The organism is Agromyces sp. Marseille-Q5079, assembly GCF_051016555.1.
Classification (GTDB): Bacteria; Actinomycetota; Actinomycetes; order Actinomycetales; family Microbacteriaceae; genus Agromyces.
Genome location: NZ_JBPEJF010000003.1, coordinates 352829 through 376647 on the forward strand (window position 1 = coordinate 352829; position 23819 = coordinate 376647).

Below are 23819 nucleotides of genomic sequence, written 5' to 3' on the forward strand. Positions count from 1 at the left end.
GCCGCGTCGGCGGTCGGCCCTAACCTAGAGCCCATGGCTACGAGCACCAGGTCGAACGGGCGTGCCCCGAGCGGGTCCGCGCGCTCCGGCGCTGGCTCGAAGGCATCGGCGGCGAAGCCGACGACCTCCAAGACGGCCCCGACGAAGAAGCTGCCGACCACCACGACTCGCTCCGCAGGCGCGAAGCCCCAGGGCACGGCATCCGATCGACCGAACGTGCTCGTCCGCATGTGGATGGGGCTCGCGCATCTCACGGGTGGCGCGGCGCGCGCGCTCGGCCCCGAGACGCTGTCGAAGGAGGAGCGCCGCGACGGGCTGCCGTTCTTCCTCGTGCTGCTCGCCATCACGGGTGCGGTCGTCGAGTGGTTCTTCATCAACGAGTCCGTCGCGCAGGTGCTCGACTCCTGGACCTTCGGGGGCCTCGTCGGCCGGGTCGCCTTCGCGCTGCCCGTCATCATGCTGCTCTTCGCGATCTGGCTGTTCCGCCACCCGAGTTCGGTGCACGACAACACGCGCATCGGCATCGGCCTCGCGATCCTGCTGCTCACGGTCTCCGCGCTCTGCCACCTCTTCGGCGGTCGGCCCGCCCCGAGCGAGGGCATGCCCGTGCTCGCGCGTGCCGGCGGCATCCTCGGGTGGATGCTGGCGGAGCCGCTCGCCCTGCTCATCACGCCGATCGGCGCGACCGCGGTCGTGATACTGCTCCTGCTCCTGTCGATCCTGATCATCACGAAGACGCCGCCGAACCGCATCCCGGCACGGTTCCGCGAGCTCTACGCGTGGCTGTTCGGGGCCCCCGACGAGATCGAGGAGCAGGCCCCCGCCGAGAAGGCCGAGAAGCCGAAGCGCGGACGCAAGTCGGTGCCGGTCGAGCTCGACGGCCTCGAATCGCTCGACGGCGATGCCGACGACGACGGTCAGTCCAAGGGCGGCATGCTGCCCTGGTGGCGGCGCAACGACTCGAACCGCGAGGTCGATCCCGAATTCGCGGCCCCCGGTGCCGACGGCCTCACCGCCGTCTTCGGTGCCGGCTCCGCGGCGGGCAGCTTCGAATCGCCCATCGAGGGCGTCGGGGGGCCCGCCGGCTACGGCACCGAGGTCCTCGGCGACCTCGAACGAGCCGAGTCCGCCCTGCACGAGTTCACGGGCGACGTGGCCCGCGGCGGCACCGGCCTGCGCGGAGACGACGCCGGTGCGACCGGCGTGCTCGCCGTGTTCGACGAGATCGACGACGACGCCTCCGGCCCGGCCGGCAGCGCGGCGCTCGCTCCGGCCGGCGAGCCGGCGGCATCCGAGCCCGACCGCCCCTACAACCTGCCCGCGTCCTCGACGCTCGCCGCGGGCGCGCCCGCGAAGTCGCGTTCCGCGGCCAACGACGAGGTCGTGCGCCAGATCACCGGCGTGCTCGACCAGTTCGGCGTCGACGCGAAGGTCACCGGGTTCTCCCGCGGGCCCACGGTCACGCAGTACGAGATCGAGCTCGGCCCGGGCGTGAAGGTCGAGCGGGTCATCGCGCTGTCGAAGAACCTCGCCTACGCCGTCGCCTCCAACGAGGTGCGCATCCTCTCGCCGATCCCGGGCAAGAGCGCCATCGGCGTCGAGATCCCGAACGCCGACCGCGAGATCGTCACGCTCGGCGACATCCTCCGCTCGACGGCGGCCGTGAACGCGAAGCACCCGATGACCATCGGGGTCGGCAAGGACGTCGGCGGCGGCCACGTCGTGGCCAACCTCGCCAAGATGCCGCACCTCCTCGTCGCCGGATCGACCGGCTCGGGCAAGTCGAGCTTCGTGAACTCGATGATCACGTCGCTCCTCATGCGCGCCAAGCCCGCCGACGTGCGCATGGTGCTCATCGACCCCAAGCGCGTCGAGCTCGCGCCGTACGCCGGCGTGCCCCACCTGATCACGCCCATCATCACGAACCCCAAGAAGGCCGCCGAGGCGCTGCAGTGGGTCGTGAAGGAGATGGACATGCGGTACGACGACCTCGCGTCGTTCGGCTTCCGCCACATCGACGACTTCAACAAGGCCGTCGTGAACGACGAGATCGTGCTGCCTCCCGGAAGCGAGCGCAAGCTCAAGCCGTACCCGTACCTGCTGGTCGTGGTCGACGAGCTCGCCGACCTCATGATGGTCGCCCCGCGCGACGTCGAGGACTCGATCGTGCGCATCACGCAGCTGGCCAGGGCCTCGGGCATCCATCTCGTGCTCGCCACGCAGCGCCCGTCCGTCGACGTGGTGACCGGCCTCATCAAGGCCAACGTGCCGTCGCGGCTCGCGTTCGCGGTCACGAGCGTCACCGATTCGCGCGTCATCCTCGACCAGCCCGGCGCCGACAAGCTCATCGGCCAGGGTGATGGACTCTTCCTCCCGATGGGGGCGTCCAAGCCCGTTCGCGTGCAGGGCGCGTGGGTGAGCGAGGCCGAGATCGAGAAGGTCGTCAAGCACGTCACCCGACAGGCGCGGCCCGAGTACCGCCAGGACGTCGCGGCATCCGTCGAGCGCAAGGAGATCGACGCCGACATCGGCGACGATCTCGAGCTGCTGCTCGCGGCGGCGGAGCTCGTCGTCTCGACGCAGTTCGGATCCACCTCGATGCTGCAGCGCAAGCTCCGCGTGGGCTTCGCGAAGGCCGGCCGCCTCATGGACCTGCTCGAGTCGCGCGAGATCGTCGGCCCCTCCGAAGGGTCGAAGGCGCGAGACCTGCTCGTGACCGCCGACCAGCTGCCCGGGGTGCTCGCGCGGCTGCGCGGCGAGCCGGTGGCGTCCGCACCGAAGGCGGCCGCGCCGGCGACACCCGTCACGGCGAGCCAGCCGCAGGGTGATGAGTACGGTGCCCCCGACGACCGCTACGACGGCGACCCGGTGGCCAGGGCCACCCAGGGCCTGCCCGAGGTCGACGGCGACGCCGACGAGGACGCCTGGGGCCTCACCGGCCGCGACTGAGCGCACCGGCGCAGTGTGCGGCAGTCCGAGACGCGTCGATCGGTGACGCGGGCGCGATCGCGATCCTCCGGGGCGGTCGGGCCGCTATCCTTCGACTATGACCTCCTCCGCCGGCAGCCCCGAGCGATCGGCGAACTGGAACCTCCCGAACGCGATCACGATCGTGCGCATCATCCTCGCGCCGATCTTCTTCTGGATGCTGCTCGTCGATGACGGGGCCGACGGGTGGCTCCGTTGGGCCGCCGCGGCGCTGTTCATCATCGCGATCGCGACCGACGGCATCGACGGGCACATCGCGCGTTCCCGCGGGCTCGTCACCGACCTGGGCAAGATCCTCGACCCCATCGCCGACAAGCTCCTCACGAGCGGCGCACTGGTGTGCCTGTCGATCCTCGGCGAGCTGCCCTGGTGGGTCACGGCGATCATCGTCGTGCGCGAGGTCGGCATCACGATCTGGCGTCTCGTCGAGCTGCGACGGGGCAACGTCGTACCGGCGTCATCCGGCGGCAAGCTGAAGACCGTCGTGCAGGCCGTCGCGATCTCGTTCGCGCTGGTCCCGCTCTGGACGGTGTTCGGCGAATGGATCCACTGGGTCAACGGCATCCTCATGACGGCCGCGGTCGTCCTGACGCTCTGGTCGGGCCTGCTCTACGTTCGCGACGCCGTGCGGCTGGCCCGCAGCGGGCGGAACGCCTCCTGAGGTGGGCGAGCGGATGCCGCCGCAGGGCGATGAGGCATCGCGGCTGATCGCCCTGCTCACCCGGCGGGGGCTCCGCATCGCGATCGCCGAGTCGCTGACCGGCGGCCTCGTGGCGGCGGAGCTCACGAGCGTTCCCGGCGCCTCGGCGGCGGTGAGCGGGGGCGTTGTCGCGTACGACACCGCCGTGAAGCACTCGCTGCTCGGCGTCCCCTCCGAGCTGCTCGCGCGCGAGGGCGCCGTGCATCCCGAGGTGGCTCGCCGGATGGCCGAGGGCGTCCGGCGCGCGCTCGCGGTCGACGGCCGACCCGCCGACGTCGGGGTCGCCACGACGGGCGTCGCCGGACCCGACCCGCAGGACGGCAGGTCGCCCGGCACGGTCTACGTCGGCGTCTCGATCGGCGATCGGGCCGAGTCGGTCGAGCTGGCGCTGCGCGGCGATCGCGCCGAGATCCGCCGGGCGAGCGTGATCGCGGCGCTCGTCGCGGTGCTCGACCGGCTCTGAACCCGCCGCCGCGACATCCGCCGCCTCGCCTGCGGTCGAGGGATCCGGTCGATCTCCGGTTCGTCGGAATACGATTCGTGAAGAGCCTGTTACATCTCGCAGGTTCACACGAAAGCCCCAGTGTGCGACGCTAGGTTGGAAGCACCGAGTTTCAGGTAAACTGACGCTCCCGTTTCTGGCTCCAGCGGAGTCGTAGGCAGTACGAAGGAGGTTCCCGATGGTTCTGGTTCGACAGGAGATCGGCGATGTTCTGAGGGACTTCCGACTGCAGAAGGGTCGCACCCTTCGTCAGGTCGCCTCCAAGGCGAGCGTCGCGCTCGGATACCTCAGCGAGGTGGAGCGCGGCCAGAAGGAGGCCTCCTCCGAGATCCTCGCGTCCGTGGCCGAAGCGCTCGACACGCCCATCTCGGTGATCATGCACGAGGTCGGAGACCGCATGGCGGTGCTCGAGAGCCTCTCGGTCGTGCCCGACAGCCTTCCCGACGAGCTCGTCGCCGAGTTCGACGCCGGCATGATGGTGCGCTGACCCCGAACACGAATCTCGATCTCGATCGGCCGGTCCTCGGACCGGCCGATCGTTCGTTCCAGGAGCAGTTGTGAAGTTGAGCGAGTTCCAGTTCGCCGTCGAGCACGAGTTCGGCGCGGGCTACGGTGCCGTGGTGGTCACCGACCTCTCGCTGGCGGGGGTCGGCGGCCGTACGGCGCGCGAGGCCCTGGCCGCCGGCGTGCCGGCTCGTACGGTGTGGCTCGCGCTCTGCGATGCGGCCGACGTGCCCGAGGAGCGCAGGCACGGAGCCGGGCGCCCCGCGCCCGGGGATGCCGGGTCGCACCGCGCCGGGTGACGGGTGCCCGGCTGACGGGCGCGTGGCGGTCACCGCTTCGTGGCGCCGCGTCCGCGGCAGTCACAGTCGGCGAGGCGGGTTCGACACGCGGGCCGCCGTTCGAACATGTGTTCGGTTCCTCGGGTAGGCTCCTCAACAGCAGGAGCTTCGACGCCGCTCTCCACATCCGCCCGGTTCGCCCGAGCGGATGTCGGTGGCCGGCCATACGGTTCAGACGTCGGAACACACCGCAACCGCCTTGTCGCCAGACGCGCGGGTCACGGCCCGCACGAGCAACGACAGCCTAGAGGCAGCCGCATCACCAACGAAGGAGCCACCATGCCATCAGCAGTAGACCGCGAGAAGGCCCTCGAGACCGCCCTCGCCCAGATCGACCGTCAGTTCGGCAAGGGCTCGGTGATGCGCCTCGGCAGCGAAGACCGCGCCCCGGTCGAGGTGATCCCCACCGGGTCCATCGCGCTCGACGTCGCGCTCGGCGTCGGCGGGTTGCCCCGTGGTCGCATCATCGAGATCTACGGTCCCGAGTCCTCGGGAAAGACCACGCTCACGCTCCACGCGATCGCCAACGCCCAGCGCGCGGGCGGCATCGCCGCGTTCGTCGACGCCGAGCACGCTCTCGACCCCGAGTACGCCAAGAAGCTCGGCGTCGACATCGACGCGCTCCTGGTGTCGCAGCCCGACACCGGTGAGCAGGCGCTCGAGATCGCCGACATGCTCGTGCGATCGGGATCGATCGACCTCATCGTCATCGACTCGGTCGCCGCGCTCGTGCCTCGTGCCGAGATCGAGGGCGAGATGGGCGACTCCCACGTGGGCCTGCAGGCGCGCCTGATGTCGCAGGCCCTCCGCAAGCTCACCGGTGGCCTCAACCAGACCAACACGACGATGATCTTCATCAACCAGCTCCGCGAGAAGATCGGCGTCTTCTTCGGCAGCCCCGAGACGACGGCCGGCGGCAAGGCGCTCAAGTTCTACGCCTCGGTCCGCCTCGACATCCGTCGCATCGAGACGCTGAAGGACGGCACCGAGGCCGTCGGCAACCGCACACGTGTCAAGGTCGTCAAGAACAAGATGGCGCCGCCCTTCAAGCAGGCCGAATTCGACATCCTCTACGGTGTCGGCATCTCCCGAGAGGGCAGCCTCATCGACTACGGCGTCGATCAGGGCATCGTCAAGAAGTCCGGTGCCTGGTACACCTATGACGGCGATCAGCTGGGTCAGGGCAAGGAGAACGCCCGCAACTTCCTCCTGTCGAACCCCGACATCGCAGCCGACATCGAGACGAAGATCCTCGTCAAGCTGGGCATCGGCGCTGCCGGCGCGGCCGGTGCAGCGGCGAAGGTCGAGTCGATCGAGCCCAAGCAGCCGGCGCGCAAGGGCGCCTGAACGCCATCCGCCCGCCGCGCGGGCGAATGGCGGAACGACCGCACCGCCGTCGACGGCGGGCGGAACGAGACCGGGGGAGCACGACATGAGTGACGCATCAGAGCACATCGCCCCGGTCTCGTACCTGCCCTGGGCGAACCCCGCGCCCGACGACGAACGCGTCGAGTCGTCGAGTGGTGCAAGCGAGCCTCGGGGGCAGCGCTCCGACGGGGCGGCGCCGTCGTCCGGCAGCGGACGCTGGGGGCGCTCGACCCGCTCGGGCAGCTCGTCGCGTGCGAGCGGCGGTCGTGCGAACGGTCGAGGCGAGCGGGCGTCGCTGGCCGCCGTCGATGCCGCAGACGGCGACGCCGACGACGCCCGTGAGGCCGAGACCGGGCCAGAGCGCGACGACCGCATCGACCGCATCATCGTGTCGAGGCTGCGCCGATCGGCGTTGTCGGTGGCCGAGGTGCGATCGGTCCTGGTCGAGCACGGACTCGATCAGGGCGAGGTCGAGGAGTGGATCGAGCGCTACGAGCGGTTCGGCTACCTCGACGACACCCGGCTCGCCGAGCAGCTCGTGCACGTGCACGCCGGGCGCCGCGGCCGGGGCAGCGGGGCGATCCTCCAAGAGCTGACGCGTCGGGGCGTGGACGCCGAAGCGGCCCGTACCGCCATCGAGGGGCTCGACCCCGAGACGGAGTTCGACAACGCCCGCGCCGTGGCCGAGCGCCGGGTGCGCCAGCTCCGCGGTCTCGAGCGACAGGTCGCCGAGCGCCGGCTCTCGGCGTTCCTGCAGCGCCGCGGCTACTCGGGCGAGGTCGTCCGCCAGGTGGTGACGGAGGTCCTCACGGGTGAGGGCTCGTAAACTGTTCTCATCATGAGCATCATTGACGACGTCTCGGTCACCGAGGCCCCCGGCGCTGCGCCCGCCCCGCGCACCTACGAGGTGCGCACCTTCGGCTGCCAGATGAACGTGCACGACTCCGAGCGGCTCTCCGGTTCGCTCGAGGCGGCCGGGTACGTTCCGGCCGACGGCGCCGAGCCCGACATCGTCGTGATCAACACCTGCGCCGTGCGCGAGAACGCCGACAACAAGCTCTACGGCAACCTCGGGCACCTGGCCGGGGTCAAGCGGCGCCACGCCGGCATGCAGATCGCCGTCGGCGGCTGCCTCGCGCAGAAGGACAAGAACGTCATCCTCGAGAAGGCGCCGTGGGTCGACGTCGTGTTCGGCACGCACAACATGGGGTCCCTGCCGAGCCTGCTCGAACGTGCTCGCCACAACGACGAGGCGCAGCTCGAGATCCTCGACGCGCTCGAGGTGTTCCCCTCGACCCTGCCGACCAAGCGCGACTCGACCTACAGCGGCTGGGTCTCGATCTCCGTCGGGTGCAACAACACCTGCACCTTCTGCATCGTGCCCGCGCTGCGCGGCAAGGAGAAGGACCGGCGCCCTGGCGAGGTCCTCGCCGAGGTCCAGGCACTCGTCGAGGACGGCGCCATGGAGGTCACGCTCCTCGGCCAGAACGTCAACTCCTACGGGGTCGAGTTCGGCGACCGCCAGGCGTTCGGCAAGCTCCTCCGCGCGGCCGGTCAGATCGACGGGCTCGAGCGCATCCGATTCACGAGCCCGCATCCGGCCGCGTTCACCGACGACGTGATCGACGCCATGGCCGAGACGCCCGCCGTGATGCCCCAGCTGCACATGCCGTTGCAGTCCGGCTCCGATCGCGTGCTCAAGGCGATGCGTCGCTCCTATCGCTCGGAGAAGTTCCTCGGCATCCTCGATCGGGTGCGGGCGAAGATCCCGAACGCGGCGATCTCGACGGACATCATCGTCGGATTCCCGGGCGAGACCGAGGAGGACTTCCAGGAGACCCTCCGCGTGGTCGAGGCCGCACGGTTCGCCTCGGCGTTCACGTTCCAGTACTCCATCCGGCCGGGCACGCCCGCCGCGACCATGGAGGACCAGGTGCCGAAGGAGGTCGTCCAAGAGCGCTACGAGCGCCTCACGGCGCTCCAGGACCGCATCTCCTGGGAGGAGAACCAGAAGCTCGTCGGCCGTCGCGTCGAGGTGCTCGTCTCCACCGGCGAGGGCAAGAAGGATGCGGAGACTCACCGTCTCAGCGGTCGCGCCGAAGACAGCAGGCTCGTGCACTTCGAGGTGCCGCAGGGGTCGGAGGTGCCGCGCCCCGGCGATGTCGTCTCGGTGACGATCACGCAGGCCGCGTCGTTCCACCTCATCGCGGACTCGATCGATGACGCGCCGCTCGTCATCCGCCGCACCCGCTCCGGAGACGCGTGGGATCGATCGGAGGCCGAGAGCTGCGGCGTCCCGGCCGCGCCCGGCGCGGCATCCTCGACCGGGGCCGCCGCCCGCGTCTCGCTCGGGCTGCCGAGCGTGCGGGTCCTGCCGTCGACCGGCGAGCCGCTGATCAAGCCCGGGTTCGGCACGTTCCCGATCTACGATCCCGACGACGATCTCCGCTGAGCGCGGCGGGCATCGCATGACGCTCATCGCGATCGTCGGTGCGACCGGCACCGGCAAGTCCGACTTCGCACTCGACCTCGCCGAGTCCTTCGACCGCACCGGTCGCAGGGCCGAGGTCGTCAACGCCGACGCCATGCAGCTCTACCGGGGCATGGACGTCGGCACGGCCAAGCTGTCCGTCGAGGAGCGACGCGGCGTCCCGCACCACCTGCTCGACGTGCTCGACGTCACCGACGAGGCATCCGTCGCCGCGTACCAGGGCGACGCCCGCCGCGTCATCGACGACATCCTCGATCGGGGCCGTGTGGCACTGCTCGTGGGCGGCTCGGGACTCTACGTCTCCTCGGTGATCCACGACTTCCGGTTCCCGGGCACGGATGCCGCGGTGCGGGCTCGTCTCGAAGCCGAACTCGCCGAGCTCGGGCCCGGCCTGCTGCACGCGCGCCTCCGTGCGATCGACGCCGAGACGGCGGCGGCCGTCGACGCGGCGAACGGGCGTCGCATCGTCCGCGCGCTCGAGGTCATCGAGCTCACGGGCGAACCGAAGGCCGCACGCCTGCCAGACGAACCGGTGCCGTGGCGTCCGCACCGCATCGTGCACCTCCGCAGCGATCGCGCGCAGCTCGTCGAACGCCTCGACGCCCGGGCGGCCCGCATGTTCGACGACGGGCTCATCGACGAGGTGCGACGGCTGATCCCGATCGGCATCGAGGCCGGAGTCACGGCGCGGCGGGCGATCGGCTACGCGCAGGCCCTCGCCGAGATCAGGGGCGATGCCACCCGGGTCGAGGCGGTCGCCGAGACCCAGCAACTGACCCGCACCTACGCCAGGCGGCAGGTGGGGTGGTTCCGGCGGTACCGCGACGCGGTCGAGGTGGATGCCTCCGATCCCGGCTCCCGCGCCGGGGAGTTGGCGCGGCAGACCGCCATAGACTGAGCAGATGTCCTTCGACCTCCGCTTCACCAAGGGCCACGGCACCGGCAACGACTTCGTGCTGTTCGCCGACCCCGACGGAGCGACCGAGCTCACGCCCACGCAGATCGCGGCGGTGTGCGACCGCCATTTCGGCGTCGGCGCCGACGGCTTCATCCGCGCAGTCCGCTCGACCAACCTGTCCGCGGGGGCGGCGACGGTCGCGGAGGATCCCGACGCGACCTGGTTCATGGACTACTGGAACGCCGACGGCTCGGCATCCGAGATGTGCGGCAACGGAGTGCGCGTGTTCATGCGATTCCTGATCGACCAGGGCCTGGTCGAGCTCGGGCCGGGGGAGTCGATCGCGATCGGAACGCGCGCGGGCATCCGCCGGGTGAGCCACAGCGACCAGGGCTTCGAGGTCGACATGGGCGTCTGGCGCCTCGCCGGAGGCGAACCGCTCGTGCGCGCCAAGGGGTTGCCGGTGGCGCGTCCGGGCGTCGGCATCGACGTCGGCAACCCGCACGTGGTCGTGGCGTTGGCCGACGACGACGAGCTCGCCGGCCTCGACCTCGGCTACCTGCCGATCCTCGATCCGGCACCTGACGCTGGCGCGAACGTCGAGTTCGTCGTCCCGGCCGAGCCGCTCGTCGAGGCCGGCGTCGGGCGCATCCGCATGCGCGTCCACGAGCGCGGTTCCGGCGAGACGCTCTCGTGCGGCACCGGCGCGGTGGCATCGGCGCTGGCCGTGCGGTACTGGGCAGGGGCCGGCGCACCCGACGTCTGGCGGGTGCAGGTGCCCGGCGGCATCGTCGGCGTGCGCATGTTCGACGGGCCCGACGGCGAGCACGTGGCGCTCTCGGGGCCTGCGGAGCTCGTGTTCGACGGGGTGCTCGCGCTCGCGTGAGGCCGCCTCGCGTGCTCGGCCTCGTGGCCCGTCGCGCGCCTCAGTCGATCGGGCGGCCGGCGGCGAGCACGCGGAAGCCCTTCGACGTCTCCGCACGCTCGACCTCGAGGCCGAGCTCGTCGCCCAACCACCGCTGGAGCGACTCCGCGCCGAGGTGCTTGGCGACCACGAGCCACGCGGTGGCGTCGTCGGCGAGCCGCGGCAGCCACTGCGACAGCATCGCGTGCAGCTCCTGCTTGCCGACCCGGATGGGGGGATTCGACCAGATCGTGTCGAACCGGATGTCAGCGGGAACATCTCCGGGCTCGACCGCGTTGACATTGGAGAGCCCGAGGCGGGCCGCGTTGGCGCGAACCAGTTCGAGCGCGCGTTCGTTCACGTCGACGGCCCACACCGTGGCATCCGGCGCCTGCAGCGCCAATGCGAGACCGATCGGGCCCCAGCCTGCGCCGAGGTCGAGCAGGTGACCGGTGGGCGGCGGCGTCGGCACCGTGTCCAGGAGCACCGAGGTGCCCTGATCGAGGTGCTCGGGGCTGAACACGCCTCCGGCGGTCACGAGATCGATGTCTCGTCCGGCGAGGCGCACGCGGATGGTGCGGGTGCTGGATTTGCTCCGAGGAGACGCGGAGAAGTAGTGATCGGAGCTCATTCCAGCACGGTAGCGCACCGAGATGGGCCCCGGCCGAGCAGGCCGGGTCACGGGAATCGATCGAAGATGCAGAGCGAAGTAGGGTTGAGAGAATGAACGAAGCCGAAGACCGCCCCACCGACGACGCCGTCGACCGGGTGCTGCGCAGCGCGGAACCGACCGCGAGCGTGGCGCGGTTCGGCGCGGGCGACGCCACCGCCATCATGCGAACGGATGCCGCCGACCGGTCAACGACCGACGGCGACCAGTTCGAGCGCGAGGACCGCGCCGCCCTCCGGCGCGTCGCCGGGCTCTCCACCGAGCTCGAGGATGTCACCGAGGTCGAGTACCGCCAGCTGCGGCTCGAGAACGTCGTGCTCATCGGCGTGTACTCCCAGGGCTCGCAGGACGATGCCGAGAACTCCATGCGCGAGCTCGCGGCCCTGGCCGAGACGGCCGGCGCCCGCGTGCTCGACGGGCTGCTGCAGCGCAGGCCGCATCCCGACCCCAGCACCTACCTCGGCCGCGGCAAGGCCGAGGAGCTCCGGCACGTGGTCGCGGCGGTCGGCGCCGATACCGTCATCGCCGACACCGAGCTCGCCCCGAGCCAGCGTCGTGCGCTCGAGGACGTCGTGAAGGTGAAGGTCATCGACCGCACCGCCGTGATCCTCGACATCTTCAGCCAGCACGCCAAGTCCCGCGAGGGCAAGGCGCAGGTCGAACTCGCCCAGCTCGAGTACCTGCTGCCGCGACTGCGCGGCTGGGGCGAGTCGATGTCGCGTCAGGCCGGTGGACAGGTCGGCGGGGCAGGCGCGGGCATGGGCTCGCGCGGACCCGGTGAGACGAAGATCGAGCTCGATCGCCGTCGCATCCACACGCGCATGGCCAGGCTGCGCAAGCAGATCGTCGGCATGAAGCCCGCCCGCGACGCGAAGCGCGCCAACCGCCGCCGCAACGCGGTGCCGTCGGTCGCGATCGCGGGGTACACGAACGCCGGCAAGTCGAGCCTGCTCAATCGCATCACGGGGGCGGGCCTGCTGGTCGAGAACGCCCTGTTCGCCACCCTCGATGCGACGGTGCGCCGCAACACGACGGCCGACGGCCGGATCTACACGATCGCCGACACGGTCGGATTCGTCCGCAACCTCCCGCACCAGCTCGTCGAGGCGTTCCGGTCGACGCTCGAGGAGGTCGGCGACGCCGACCTGATCGTGCACGTCGTCGATGCCGCGCACCCCGACCCCGCCGGGCAGATCGCGACGGTCCGCGACGTCATCGGCGATGTCGGTGCACGCGACATCCCCGAGCTCATCGTCTTCAACAAGGCCGATCTCGTCGGCCCCGAGGAACGCCTGGTGCTCCGTGGCCTCGCACCCGACGCGGTCTTCGCCTCCGCCCGCACGGGCGAGGGCGTCGACGAGGTCCTCGCCGCGATCACGCGCATGCTGCCCGATCCGTCGGTCGAGATCGACCTGCTCGTGCCCTACGACCGCGGCGACGTGGTGTCGGCCCTGCACGAGACCGGCCGCGTGATGTCGATCGACTACGTCGAAGACGGCACGCGGGTGCGCGCGCTCGCCTCTCCGGAGCAGGCGGCTCAGCTCGACGTCTTCTCCGCGGCATCCGCAGCGACTCCGGCCTCCTGACGACGGATCGGCCGGCGCGCCGCGACCGGCGTCGCCGCAACGGGCGCCGCGGCGACCGAACGACCCGATCGGTGGATGTTCGGTCGTCGCGGAAGGAAATTCTGCGTCAAAGTGCGTCACAACGCGTGCGGGCCGCCCCGACACCCGCGTATCGTCTCATCTGATCGAAACGTGTCCGGCCCATGCCGGCCACTTGGAGCGACAGCCGAGCCCGGCACCCGCCCGCGAGACCACCAGCCGTGACGGCCGGGGTACGCGGCCTGTGTGCCCGCCCCGCCTCCCACGGTGTCGACCGGGGAGCAGAGCATGGCGCAGCACGGCAACGAGACGACCGGCGGGGGTGCCCGCGCCGCGACGCCCCTCTCGTTCGAGCTCTTCCCGCCGCGGACGGATGCCGCGGCGATCGCGCTCGGCCGCACGATCGATCGTCTCGTCGACGTCGACCCGGCGTTCATCTCGGTGACCTTCGGCGCCGGCGGCTCGTCGCGCGACCGCTCGCTCACGGTCCTCCGGTACATCCTCGAGCAGACCGACGTCGAGCCGATGGCCCACCTCACGTGCGTCGGCTCCTCCCACGCCGAGGCCAACGACCTGGTGCGCAGGTTCCTCGACGCCGGCATCCGCAGCTTCCTCGCGCTCCGGGGTGATCTCCCCGACGGCGCCGATCCGGATGCGCCGCTCGGCGACCTCGGGACCGCGGCCGAGCTCGTGCAGCTCATCCATCGGGTGCAGCAGGAGCGCGAGCCGTTCCAGGAGGTCGAGGTGCCGGGCAACCCCGGCGCGAGCCGCATCCGCGAACGTGCCCGTGACACCCGGGTCGCCGTGGCGACCTTCCCGAACGGGCATCCGCGGTCGAGGGACCTCGACCAGGACGTCGACATCCTCCTCGCGAAGGAGGCCGCGGGCGCCAACCTCGCGATCACGCAGCTGTTCTGGGTCGCCGATGACTACCTGACGTTCGTCGAGCGCGCACGTACGGGAGGGGTCACGATCCCGATCCTGCCCGGCATCATGCCCACCACCAGCCCGGCCCGCCTGGCGCGGCTCACCGAGCTCACCGGCGTTCAGGCGCCCGCCGAATTCGCGATCGCGCTCGAGATCGAACCGGATGCCACCGGCCGGACCGACATCGGCATCGCGTTCGCGACCGATCTCGCAGCCGAGGTGCTCGCGGGCGGTGCCCCGGGGCTCCACCTCTACACGTACAACCGCCATGAGGCCGTGCTCGACGTCGTCGACCGGCTCGGGCTGGCGCCGAACCCGCAGACCACCAACGAGAGGAACGTCACGAGACGATGACCGCACGCACCTTCCCTACAGGAACGATCATCGGGTACCCCCGCATCGGACGTCGCCGCGAGCTCAAGCGAGCCGTCGAGGCGTTCTGGGCCGGCCGCATCGACGCGGAGGAGCTCGAGCGCACGGCCGCCGACCTCCGAGCCGTGACGCGCGACCGTCTCGTCGCACTCGGACTCGGGCGAGACGACTCGTCGATCCCCGAGTCGTTCTCGTTCTACGACCAGGTCCTCGACGCCGCGCTCGCCGTCGGTGCCGTCCCCGCGCGGTTCGCGCACCTGCTCGACGCCGACGGTCGCACGGACCTCGCCGGGCTCTTCACCATCGCCCGCGGCGAGGGCGAGCACGCGCCGCTCGAGATGACGAAGTGGTTCGACTCCAACTACCACTACCTGGTGCCCGAGATCTCGCCGAGCACGTCGTTCTCCCTGCACGCCGAGCGCATCCTCGCGAACGTCGCCGAGGCCCGGGCGGCGGGCTTCCGCACCCGGCCCGTCGTCGTCGGCCCGGTCACGTTCCTCGCGCTGGCGAAGCCGGCGGATGACGCGCCCGAGGGGTTCCGTCCGCTGGATCGCCTCGACGAGCTCGTCCGGGTCTACGCGCAGCTCCTGGAACGTCTGCACGAGGCCGGTGTCGACTGGGTGCAGCTCGACGAGCCTGCCCTCGTCAGCGAGAGCCTCGACGAGTCCCGCGAACGCATCGTCGCGGCGATCGGAGCCGCCTACGGGGCGCTCGGCTCCGTTGCCGGCCGCCCGGCGATCTTCGTCGCGACGCCGTACGGCTCGCTCGACGAGGCGCTGCCCGCGCTGGCGACGACGGCCGTCGAGGCGATCGGACTGGACCTCGTGAGGGGCACCCTGCCCGAGTCGCTCGACGCCGCGACGGCGGCGGCGCTCGCGTCCAAGACGCTCGTGGCCGGCGTGGTCGACGGCCACAACATCTGGCGGGGCGATCTCGCGGGTGCCTTCGAGCGGGTCGAGGCGGTGCGCACGCTGTCGGCGACGGTCGCGGTCTCCACGTCGACGTCGCTGCTGCACGTGCCGCACGACGTCGAGGACGAGCCCCAGCTCGATCCGCGCCTCGCGAGCTGGCTGGCCTTCGCCGATCAGAAGGTCGCGCAGGTCGCCGTGCTCGCACGCGGACTCGCCGAGGGACGTGGGTCGATCGAGGGCGACCTCGACGCGGCATCCGCCGCACTGGCCGATCGTGCCGCCGCCCCCGGCGTGCGCGTCCCCGCCGTGCGGGAGCGTCTCGCGGGGCTCGCCGACCGCGACTTCTCCCGCGCCCCGTACGAGGTCCGCGTCGCCGCGCAGGAGTCGCTCGAGCTCCCCGGGCTGCCCACGACGACGATCGGCTCGTTCCCGCAGACCGGTGAGATCCGGCGCGCGCGTGCCGGCCTCGTGAGCGGCAGCCTGTCCGCCGACGCGTACGCCGCGCAGATGCGCGAGGAGATCGAGCGCGTCATCCGCCTGCAGGAGCGCATCGGCCTCGACGTGCTCGTGCACGGCGAGCCCGAGCGCAACGACATGGTGCAGTACTTCGCCGAACTCCTGGACGGCTTCGCCGTGACGACGAACGGGTGGGTCCAGTCGTACGGGTCGAGGTGCACGCGTCCCTCGATCCTCTGGGGCGACGTCTCCCGGCCCGAGCCGATGACGGTGGAGTGGTCGACCTATGCGCAGTCGCTCACCGACAAGCCGGTGAAGGGCATGCTCACCGGCCCGGTCACGATCCTCGCGTGGTCGTTCGTCCGGGACGACCTGCCGCTCGGCGAGACCGCGAGGCAGGTCGCCCTCGCGCTCCGCGACGAGATCACCGACCTCGAGGGCGCGGGCATCCGCATCATCCAGGTCGACGAGCCCGCGCTGCGCGAGCTCCTCCCGCTGAAGCGCGCCGACCAGCCGGCGTACCTCGACTGGTCGGTCGGGTCGTTCCGGCTCGCGACGGCGGGCGCGGCATCCGCGACGCAGATCCACACCCACCTCTGCTACTCGGAGTTCGGCGTCGTGATCGACGCGATCAAGAACCTCGATGCGGATGTCACCTCGATCGAGGCCGCCCGCAGCCGCATGGAGGTCGTCGACGACCTCGCGACGAGCGGGTTCGACCACGGCATCGGTCCGGGCGTGTACGACATCCACTCGCCCCGGGTGCCGAGCGTCGACGAGGTGACCGCGCTCCTCGAGCGCGCGGTCGCGGAGATCCCGGCGTCACGCCTCTGGGTGAACCCCGACTGCGGCCTGAAGACGCGCGGGTACGACGAGACGGTCGCCTCGCTCGAGAACCTCGTCGCCGCGACGAACGAGGTGCGGGCCCTCGCCGGTCGCGAACGGGTCTCCGTCTAGGGTTCTCGACGCGCCGGAACGGACGGCGGGCGACGCGGCATGCGTCGCCCGCCGTCCGCGTCCGTGCGACGGTGCGTCCGCGGCGCCGGCGAACCCGTAGAGCGGGACCGGGCGAGCGGTCGGATCGTGCGAGCGGCTCAGACGGAGCGGAGCACCGCCACGATCTTGCCGAGCACCTCGGCTGCGTCGCCGAGGATCGGTTCGAACGCGCTGTTGCGGGGGAGCAGCCAGGTGTGGCCGTCGCGCTGCCGGAAGACCTTGACGGTGGCCTCGCCGTCGAGCATCGCCGCGACGATCTCGCCGTTCTCGGCGGTGCGCTGGGAGCGCACGACGACCCAGTCGCCGTCGCAGATCGCGGCGTCGATCATGGAGTCGCCGACGACCTTCAGCATGAACAGGTCGCCCTTGCCGACGAGCTGCCGGGGGAGGGGGAACACCTCGTCGATCTGCTGCTCGGCCGTGATCGGGATGCCGGCCGCGATGCGGCCGACGAGCGGGACCATGGCGGCGTCGCCGACGGGGGCGGGGTCGCCGACTGCCGGTGTGCGGCCCTCGACGCCCGGAAGCTCGATGAGCACCTCGAGCGCACGGGGCCGGTTGGGGTCGCGGCGCAGGTATCCGGCGAGCTCGAGCTGGTTGAGCTGGTGGGTCACGCTCGACAGCGACGAGAGGCCGACCGCATCGCCGATCTCGCGCATGCTCGGCGGATAGCCCCGGTCGGCCACCGAGCGCTGGATGGCCTCGAGGATCGAGATCTGCTTCGCGCTGAGGCTCTTGCGGCGTCGGCTGCGGCCGGACTCGCGCAGGTCGTCGAGTTCGGTGCTCATCGTCGCTCCTCGTTCCGATCCATCGAACGGATGTCGGTGGTGTCTGATCGACTGTCGTCGGACATTCGAAACTGTATCCGCCCCGAAGGGGCGCGGCAAACATCCGTTCGAGTGTGTCGCGAGATCCGGCCTCGGATTCCGTTCGAATCGGGTTCTTGCGATGTTCGACATTCGAAGATATATTCGGAACAGAGTTTCGCATCCGGCCCTCCCGGCCGAGGGCCGGATGCGACTCGCTTCAGGAGGTGCGAGATGAGCGCAGTGATGGTCACCGGTTCGTATACCGGCAACTCCGCAGCCGGCGGGTATCGCCCGCACGTCTTCCGCGGGGTCCGCGATCGTGTCGGTCCGGAGCAGCGAACACTCGGTGCCGCGAGCGATCGCATCGCATACGCGCACCCGACCACCGCCGACGTGCGCAGCAGGCTTCGGCTCACGCGCCGCGGGCGCGTCGTGCTCACCGTGCTCTCGGCGATCCCGATCGTCGTGCTCGCCACGTCGCTGGTGCTCGGCAGCGGGGGAGCCGCCGCCGAGGTCGATGCGCCGTCGAACGTGGGGCTCTCCTATCTGACCGTCGCCGACGGCGAATCGCTCTGGGGCATCGCGGAGTCGCTCGCTCCCAACAGCGACCCGCGCGAGGTCATCTCCGAGATCATGCGGCTCAACGGGCTCGACGACTCGACCGTGCAGCCCGGCCAGCGACTCGCGCTCCCGGCCGTCCGATAACCGGTTTCGCCGGGTGTCGTCCGGGCGGAGATGCCCTCGCTCCGCTCGCTAGCATTGATCAGGTGACCACTCTCGACGACCTGCCCATCCGCGACGACCTTCGCGGCCGAAGCCCGTACGGAGCGCCGCAGAAGGCGGTTCCCGTCGCGCTCAACGTCAACGAGAACACGCATCCGATCCCCGAGGCAGTGGCCCACGACATCGTCGCTCGGGTCGCCGCGGCGATCCTTCACCTGAACCGGTACCCCGATCGCGAGTTCTCCGAGCTTCGCGCGGCGTTCGCGCGCTATCTCGGGCACGGTCTCGAGCCCGCCCAGATCTGGGCCGCCAACGGCTCCAACGAGGTGCTGCAGCACGTGCTGCAGGCGTTCGGCGGTCCCGGCCGCAGCGCACTCGGCTTCGCCCCGACGTACTCGATGTACGGCCTGCTCTCGGCCGGCACGGGCACCGCATGGATCGCGGCCCCGCGTGACGCCGAGTTCGAGCTGACCCCCGAGACGGCGGTCGCCGCCATCCGCGAGCACGACCCCGACCTCGTGCTGTTGTGCTCGCCGAACAATCCCACCGGCACTCCGCTCTCGCACGAGACCATCGCGGCGGTCGTCGACGCGGCACGCGGCATCGTCGTGGTCGACGAGGCGTACCACGAGTTCGCCGACCCCGGCACGCCGAGCGCCCTCGAGCTGCTCGACGGTCGGCCGCGGCTCATCGTGTCGCGCACCATGAGCAAGGCGTTCGCGTTCGCGGGCGCCAGGGTCGGGTACCTCGCCGCCGATCCCGCGGTCGTCGACGCGCTTCGGCTCGTCCGTCTGCCGTACCACCTCTCCGCGCTGACCCAGGCGGCCGCACTCGCGGCGCTCGCGCACAGCGACGAGATGCTCGCCATGGTCGACGACATCCGCGGTCAGCGCGAGCGCATCGTCGACGAACTCGCGCGACTCGGGTTCCACCCGTACCGCAGCGGCGCGAACTTCGTGCTGTTCGGCGGTGTCGACGATCCGGGCGCGGTGTTCACGGCGCTCCTCGAGCGCGGCATCCTGATCCGCGACATCGGGCTTCCCGGATGCCTCCGCGTCACGGCCGGAACCGAGACCGAGACCACCGCGTTCCTCGAGGCGATCGCCGCGTTCGCCCCGGCCGCCGGCTCAGGGGCCGGCGACGACCCCGCGAATAGGATGGACGCATGACCACTTCGAACGCCTCGCGTACGGCGCGGGTGCAGCGCGCGACGAGCGAGTCGAGCATCGACCTGTCCATCGACCTCGACGGCAGCGGCACGAGCGACATCGAGACCTCGGTGCCGTTCTACGACCACCTGCTGACGGCGTTCGCGAAGCACTCGCTGACCGACCTCACCGTGCGGGCATCGGGCGACACGCACATCGACGTGCACCACACGGTCGAAGACGTTGGCATCGTGCTCGGCCAGGCGATCCGGCAGGCGCTCGGCGACAAGCGCGGCATCTCGCGCTACGGCGATGCGCTCGTGCCCCTCGACGAGGCCCTCGTGCAGGCCGTGGTCGACATCTCCGGGCGTCCGTACCTCGTGCACGCCGGAGAGCCCGCGGGCTTCGAGTACCACCTGATCGGCGGGCACTTCACGGGCTCGATGGTGCGCCACGTCTTCGAGGCCATCACGTTCAATGCGGGCCTGACCGTGCACGTGAACGTGCTCGGCGGGCGCGATGCGCACCACATCGCCGAGGCCGAGTTCAAGGCGTTCGCGCGCGCGTTCCGCCAGGCCAAGGCGTACGACCCGCTGGTGTCGGGCATCCCGTCGACGAAGGGCGCGCTGTGACCCGTCCGCGGCGCGTCGTGGTGCTCGACTACGGGTCTGGCAACGTGCACTCCGCGGCCAAGGCCCTCGAGCGCGCCGGTGCAGAGGTCGAGGTCACCTCCGATCGCACCGCGGCGCTCGAGGCCGACGGCCTCCTCGTGCCGGGCGTCGGGGCGTTCAAGGCCGTCATCGAGCAGCTGAGGGCCGTTCGCGGCGACGAGATCATCGACCGGCGCCTCGCCGGCGGCCGGCACGTGCTCGGCATCTGCGTCGGCATGCAGGTGCTCTTCGAGCACGGCGTCGAACGCGGCAACGACACCGAGGGGCTCGGCGAATGGCCGGGCACGGTCACCGAGCTCCCGGCCGACGTGCTGCCCCACATGGGCTGGAACACGGTCCGGCCCGACGAGGGCTCGGTGCTCTTCGACGGCATCGCCGACGAGCGCTTCTACTTCGTGCACTCGTTCGCGGCGCAGGAGTGGACCCTCGACGTCATGCCGCCCTTCCCGAAGCCGCGACTGACGTGGGCCGAGCACGGCGCGTCGTTCCTCGCCGCGGTCGAGAACGGCCCGCTGTCGGCGACGCAGTTCCACCCCGAGAAGTCGGCGGATGCGGGCATCCGGCTGCTCTCGAACTGGATCCGTTCGCTCGACTGAGCATCGCCGCGTCATACGATCGCAGCACTTCGGGGTGCGCGGGCTAGGATGCTGTGACTGTGCCGATGCCGCGGTTCTGCGGCATCCGAATTCCCGAGGACAGTGATGAGTGAGTTCAACAAGACCCCCCGCCTCGTACTGCTTCCCGCGGTCGACGTGGCGGGCGGCAAGGCCGTACGTCTGACCAAGGGTGAAGCCGGTACCGAGACGAACTACGGCGACCCGATCGATGCGGCCGTCGACTGGGCCGACCAGGGCGCGGAGTGGATCCACCTCGTCGACCTCGATGCGGCCTTCGGCCGCGGCTCGAACGGCGGCATCCTGAAGAAGGTCATCCGCCAGGTGCGCGGCCGCGTGAACATCGAGCTCTCGGGCGGCATCCGCGACGACGAGTCGCTCGAGCACGCGCTCGAGATCGGCGCGAAGCGCATCAACCTCGGCACGGCCGCGCTCGAGAACCCGGAGTGGGCGGCATCCGTGATCGCCCAGTACGGCGAGGCGATCGCCGTCGGGCTCGACGTGCGCGGCACGACGCTCGCCGCGCGCGGGTGGACGAAGGACGGCGGCGACCTCTGGCAGGTCATGGACCGCCTCGAGGAGGCGGGCGCGGCCCGGTACGTCGTCACCGACGTGACGAAGGACGGCACGCTGCAGGGCCCGAACATCGACCTGCTGCGCCAGGTCATGGACCGCACGCACCGTCCGGTCGTGGCGTCCGGCGGCATCTCGAACCTCGACGACATCGCCGCGCTCCGCGAACTCGTGCCGCTCGGCCTCGAGGGTGCGATCGTGGGCAAGGCGCTCTATGCGGGTGCGTTCACGCTCCCCGAGGCGCTGGATGTCGCGTCCCACTGAGCCGGGCGACGACGCCGGGTCCGCGGATGCCGCGGGCCGGCGCGTGACCGGCGACGTCGAGGCCTCCGCGGGCGGTCCCGCTCCGACGCATGACGATGGTGCCCCGGAGCCCGCGCACGACCACGGCGAGCCCGGGGGCCGCACGGACTCCGCCGGCGTGCCGTGGGCGGGGCGCTCGTTCGCCCCGAACCCGCATGCGGCCGACGACGGGCGCGCGCCGCAGGAGCTCGCGGAGGCGCTCACGGCGTTCCGCGACGGCGACGGAACCCAGGCCGACGTGGTGGCCGCCTTCGGCGGTTCGCGCCTGCTGATCCCGCTGCTGGCGCAGCTCGGCGACGGCGGCACGGAGATCGGCGAGCACGGGCTCGAGATCGAGAAGAGCCAGGAGCTCTCCATCGTGACCGTCGAAGGGCCTGACGGACGCCGGGTCCTGCCCGTGTTCGCGTCGGTCGAGGCGATGAACCGGTGGAATCCGCTCGCGCGACCGGTCCCGGCCGACGGAGTTCGCGTCGCGCTCGCGGCGGCCGACGACGGTACCGACCTCGTCGTGCTCGACCCCGGCTCGCCGACGGAGTTCGTCCTCCGCCGGCCGGCGGTCTGGGCGGTCGCCCAGTCGCAGCCGTGGCATCCGTCGTTCGAATCGGCGCCTGTGCGCATGGCCTTCGCGCGCTCGGTGTCGACCGAGCTCGCGGTGCTCGGATTCGAGCTCGAAGCCGGCGATCCCGATGCGCGACTGGCCGGACCCGAGCTCATCGTCGAGCTGTCGCTGGTGGGCGGTCTCGAGCGCTCGGAGCTCGACATCGTGCTCACGCGCCTCGCGCAGCGGTGGGCGGCCGACGACGAGATCGCGACGGGTGTGGACTCCCTGAAGGTGCGGCTGCGCGCCGCACCGACGACCGCCTGAGGTTCGAGCCCGACCCGGTGAGGTTGCCGCGCGTCGATCCCGGGTGCAGAATCACGCCCGGGGGGTTCTCATGGAACGAGGATCGGAATCCGACGACGAGTTCCGCCGGCCGCTCGAGGCCGCCGCGCGGATCGCCGACGCCTGGCTCGAGGCCCTTCCCGCGCGGTCGATCGCGCCGCGCGTCGGCATCGAGGGGGTGAAGGACGCGCTCGGCCGTGAGCTGCCCGGCGGGGCATCCGATCCCGTCGAGGTCGTCGAGGCGCTCGCCGCCGCGGTCGAACCGGGGCTGATGGCGATGCAGTCGGCCCGCTTCTTCGGCTGGGTGATCGGCGGCACGGCGCCCGCGGCGCTCGCCGCCGACTGGCTCGTGAGCGCGTGGGACCAGAACGCGGCGCTCCGCGAGGTGACCCCGGGCGTGAACGCCGCGGAGGAGCTCGCGGGCGAGTGGATCTGCGAACTGTTCGGCCTCCCCGCCACGACCGTCGCCGGGTTCACCACCGGGGCCACGACCGCGAACCTCGTCGCCCTCGCGGCCGCGAGGCACGCCGTGCTCGAAGGGGTCGGCTGGAACGACGCCGAGGCCGGCATCCAGGGGGCCCCGCGCATCCGCGTGCTCGCGGGCGACGAGCACCACCCCTCGGTGGATGTCGCATTGCGGGTGCTCGGGCTCGGCCGTGCGGTCGACGTGGCCTCCGACGACGAGGGCCGACTCGTCCCCGAAGCCCTCGAGGCCGTCATGGCCGGGGGAGAGGGGCCCGCGATCGTGTGCCTGCAGGCGGGCAACATCCACTCCGGGGCATCCGACCCGTTCGAGGCGTCCATCGCCGTGGCACGCGCCGCGGGCGCCTGGGTGCACGTGGACGGCGCGTTCGGACTGTGGGCCGCGGCGAGCCCGCGCCTTCGCCACCTTGTCTCCGGCGTGGAACTCGCCGACTCGTGGGCGACCGACGCGCACAAGACCCTCAACGTGCCGTACGACGCCGGCATCGTCGCCGTCGCCGACCCCGCGCACCTCGTCGCGGCGATGACGATGCATGCGGCCTACCTCCCGGCTGCGGAGGTCGGGGTCGACCAGGCCGATCGGGTGCTCGAGCTCTCGCGGCGTGCTCGCGGCGTCCCGACCTACGCGGCGCTGCGCACGCTCGGGCGCGACGGCGTCGTCGACCTCGTCGACGGGCTGGTCGAGTCGGCCCGGCGCCTCGCCTCGGGCCTCGGGGAACTGCCGGGGGTCGACGTGCTGAACGAGGTCTGCTTCACGCAGGTGTGCGCGGCGCTCGACGGGCGCGACGTCGCCGCGGTCGCGCAGGCGCTCGACGCCGACGGCGTGGCGCTTGCCCACCCGTCGCACTGGCACGGCCGGGACGTGCTGCGCTTCTCGGTGAGCAACCGGTCGACGGATGCCGCGGCGGTCGAGGCCGCGCTCGCCGCGCTGCGACGCGTGCTCGCCGTCCCGCCGTCCCGGTGAATCCGCCGGGGGAGGGTCC

General features: G+C 71.3%; 22 protein-coding genes. 20 read left to right on the forward strand and 2 right to left on the reverse strand.

Annotated features, from left to right (window positions below; genetic code table 11):
- Positions 1-33 precede the first annotated feature (33 nt).
- The 10 genes from ACR3IO_RS09120 (at position 34) to dapF (ending at position 10675) form a co-directional block, all read left to right on the forward strand.
- The gene (locus tag ACR3IO_RS09120) at positions 34-2949 is read left to right on the forward strand and encodes a DNA translocase FtsK 4TM domain-containing protein (protein ID WP_434070877.1); all 2916 of its coding nucleotides are present in this window, start codon (positions 34-36) and stop codon (positions 2947-2949) included.
- Between the two features lie 97 nt (positions 2950-3046).
- Positions 3047-3649: a CDP-diacylglycerol--glycerol-3-phosphate 3-phosphatidyltransferase gene (pgsA, locus tag ACR3IO_RS09125; protein WP_434070878.1), complete on the forward strand. Its 603-nt coding sequence runs from the start codon at positions 3047-3049 to the stop codon at positions 3647-3649.
- Between the two features lie 13 nt (positions 3650-3662).
- Positions 3663-4151, forward strand: a complete 489-nt coding sequence (locus ACR3IO_RS09130) for a CinA family protein (protein WP_434071170.1) — start codon at positions 3663-3665, stop codon at positions 4149-4151.
- Positions 4152-4368: 217 nt separating this feature from the next.
- Positions 4369-4677 carry a helix-turn-helix domain-containing protein gene (locus ACR3IO_RS09135; protein ID WP_434070879.1) on the forward strand — a complete coding sequence of 103 codons (309 nt, stop codon included), beginning with the start codon at positions 4369-4371 and terminating at the stop codon, positions 4675-4677.
- 70 nt (positions 4678-4747) lie between these two features.
- Positions 4748-4993 (forward strand): DUF3046 domain-containing protein, encoded by a 246-nt coding sequence (locus ACR3IO_RS09140; protein ID WP_434070880.1) that lies wholly within the window; start codon positions 4748-4750, stop codon positions 4991-4993.
- A 318-nt stretch (positions 4994-5311) separates the two neighbouring features.
- Entirely contained in the window at positions 5312-6379 is a 1068-nt protein-coding gene (recA, locus tag ACR3IO_RS09145; protein ID WP_434070881.1) for a recombinase RecA, read from the forward strand.
- An 85-nt stretch (positions 6380-6464) separates the two neighbouring features.
- Positions 6465-7226: a regulatory protein RecX gene (locus ACR3IO_RS09150; protein ID WP_434070882.1), complete on the forward strand. Its 762-nt coding sequence runs from the start codon at positions 6465-6467 to the stop codon at positions 7224-7226.
- A 12-nt stretch (positions 7227-7238) separates the two neighbouring features.
- Positions 7239-8852: a tRNA (N6-isopentenyl adenosine(37)-C2)-methylthiotransferase MiaB gene (miaB, locus tag ACR3IO_RS09155; RefSeq protein WP_434070883.1), complete on the forward strand. Its 1614-nt coding sequence runs from the start codon at positions 7239-7241 to the stop codon at positions 8850-8852.
- 16 nt (positions 8853-8868) lie between these two features.
- Positions 8869-9789, forward strand: a complete 921-nt coding sequence (gene miaA / locus ACR3IO_RS09160) for a tRNA (adenosine(37)-N6)-dimethylallyltransferase MiaA (protein ID WP_434070884.1) — start codon at positions 8869-8871, stop codon at positions 9787-9789.
- A 4-nt stretch (positions 9790-9793) separates the two neighbouring features.
- Positions 9794-10675 carry a diaminopimelate epimerase gene (dapF, locus tag ACR3IO_RS09165; protein ID WP_434070885.1) on the forward strand — a complete coding sequence of 294 codons (882 nt, stop codon included), beginning with the start codon at positions 9794-9796 and terminating at the stop codon, positions 10673-10675.
- A gap of 40 nt (positions 10676-10715) precedes the next feature.
- Here dapF and ACR3IO_RS09170 read toward each other — a convergent pair whose 3' ends face one another.
- Positions 10716-11324, reverse strand: coding sequence for a class I SAM-dependent methyltransferase (locus ACR3IO_RS09170; protein WP_434070886.1), 609 nt, complete (start codon positions 11322-11324; stop codon positions 10716-10718).
- Between the two features lie 92 nt (positions 11325-11416).
- On the opposite strand from ACR3IO_RS09170, the gene hflX reads away from it, so the two are divergent.
- From hflX to metE, 3 genes are all read left to right on the forward strand, one after another.
- Positions 11417-12949: a GTPase HflX gene (gene hflX / locus ACR3IO_RS09175; protein WP_434070887.1), complete on the forward strand. Its 1533-nt coding sequence runs from the start codon at positions 11417-11419 to the stop codon at positions 12947-12949.
- A 306-nt stretch (positions 12950-13255) separates the two neighbouring features.
- Positions 13256-14248: a methylenetetrahydrofolate reductase gene (locus tag ACR3IO_RS09180; RefSeq protein WP_434070888.1), complete on the forward strand. Its 993-nt coding sequence runs from the start codon at positions 13256-13258 to the stop codon at positions 14246-14248.
- Positions 14245-16590: a 5-methyltetrahydropteroyltriglutamate--homocysteine S-methyltransferase gene (gene metE / locus ACR3IO_RS09185; RefSeq protein ID WP_434070889.1), complete on the forward strand. Its 2346-nt coding sequence runs from the start codon at positions 14245-14247 to the stop codon at positions 16588-16590. Before ACR3IO_RS09180 ends, metE begins: the two co-directional genes overlap by 4 nt.
- 137 nt (positions 16591-16727) lie before the next feature.
- Here metE and lexA read toward each other — a convergent pair whose 3' ends face one another.
- Positions 16728-17417, reverse strand: coding sequence for a transcriptional repressor LexA (gene lexA, locus ACR3IO_RS09190; RefSeq protein WP_434070890.1), 690 nt, complete (start codon positions 17415-17417; stop codon positions 16728-16730).
- Positions 17418-17669: 252 nt separating this feature from the next.
- On the opposite strand from lexA, the gene ACR3IO_RS09195 reads away from it, so the two are divergent.
- From ACR3IO_RS09195 to ACR3IO_RS09225, 7 genes are all read left to right on the forward strand, one after another.
- On the forward strand, positions 17670-18143 hold the full coding sequence (locus ACR3IO_RS09195; RefSeq protein ID WP_434070891.1) for a LysM peptidoglycan-binding domain-containing protein: 474 nt from the start codon (positions 17670-17672) through the stop codon (positions 18141-18143).
- Between the two features lie 62 nt (positions 18144-18205).
- The gene (locus ACR3IO_RS09200) at positions 18206-19330 is read left to right on the forward strand and encodes a histidinol-phosphate transaminase (protein ID WP_434070892.1); all 1125 of its coding nucleotides are present in this window, start codon (positions 18206-18208) and stop codon (positions 19328-19330) included.
- Positions 19327-19941, forward strand: a complete 615-nt coding sequence (hisB, locus tag ACR3IO_RS09205; protein WP_434070893.1) for an imidazoleglycerol-phosphate dehydratase HisB — start codon at positions 19327-19329, stop codon at positions 19939-19941. Before ACR3IO_RS09200 ends, hisB begins: the two co-directional genes overlap by 4 nt.
- Positions 19938-20576 (forward strand): imidazole glycerol phosphate synthase subunit HisH, encoded by a 639-nt coding sequence (gene hisH / locus ACR3IO_RS09210; protein WP_434070894.1) that lies wholly within the window; start codon positions 19938-19940, stop codon positions 20574-20576. The genes hisB and hisH overlap by 4 nt, the downstream gene beginning before the upstream one ends.
- 105 nt (positions 20577-20681) lie before the next feature.
- Positions 20682-21431: a bifunctional 1-(5-phosphoribosyl)-5-((5-phosphoribosylamino)methylideneamino)imidazole-4-carboxamide isomerase/phosphoribosylanthranilate isomerase PriA gene (gene priA / locus ACR3IO_RS09215; protein WP_434070895.1), complete on the forward strand. Its 750-nt coding sequence runs from the start codon at positions 20682-20684 to the stop codon at positions 21429-21431.
- Positions 21415-22335 carry an SseB family protein gene (locus ACR3IO_RS09220; RefSeq protein ID WP_434070896.1) on the forward strand — a complete coding sequence of 307 codons (921 nt, stop codon included), beginning with the start codon at positions 21415-21417 and terminating at the stop codon, positions 22333-22335. The genes priA and ACR3IO_RS09220 overlap by 17 nt, the downstream gene beginning before the upstream one ends.
- A 70-nt stretch (positions 22336-22405) precedes the next feature.
- Positions 22406-23800, forward strand: a complete 1395-nt coding sequence (locus tag ACR3IO_RS09225) for a pyridoxal phosphate-dependent decarboxylase family protein (protein WP_434070897.1) — start codon at positions 22406-22408, stop codon at positions 23798-23800.
- Positions 23801-23819: the final 19 nt, after the last annotated feature.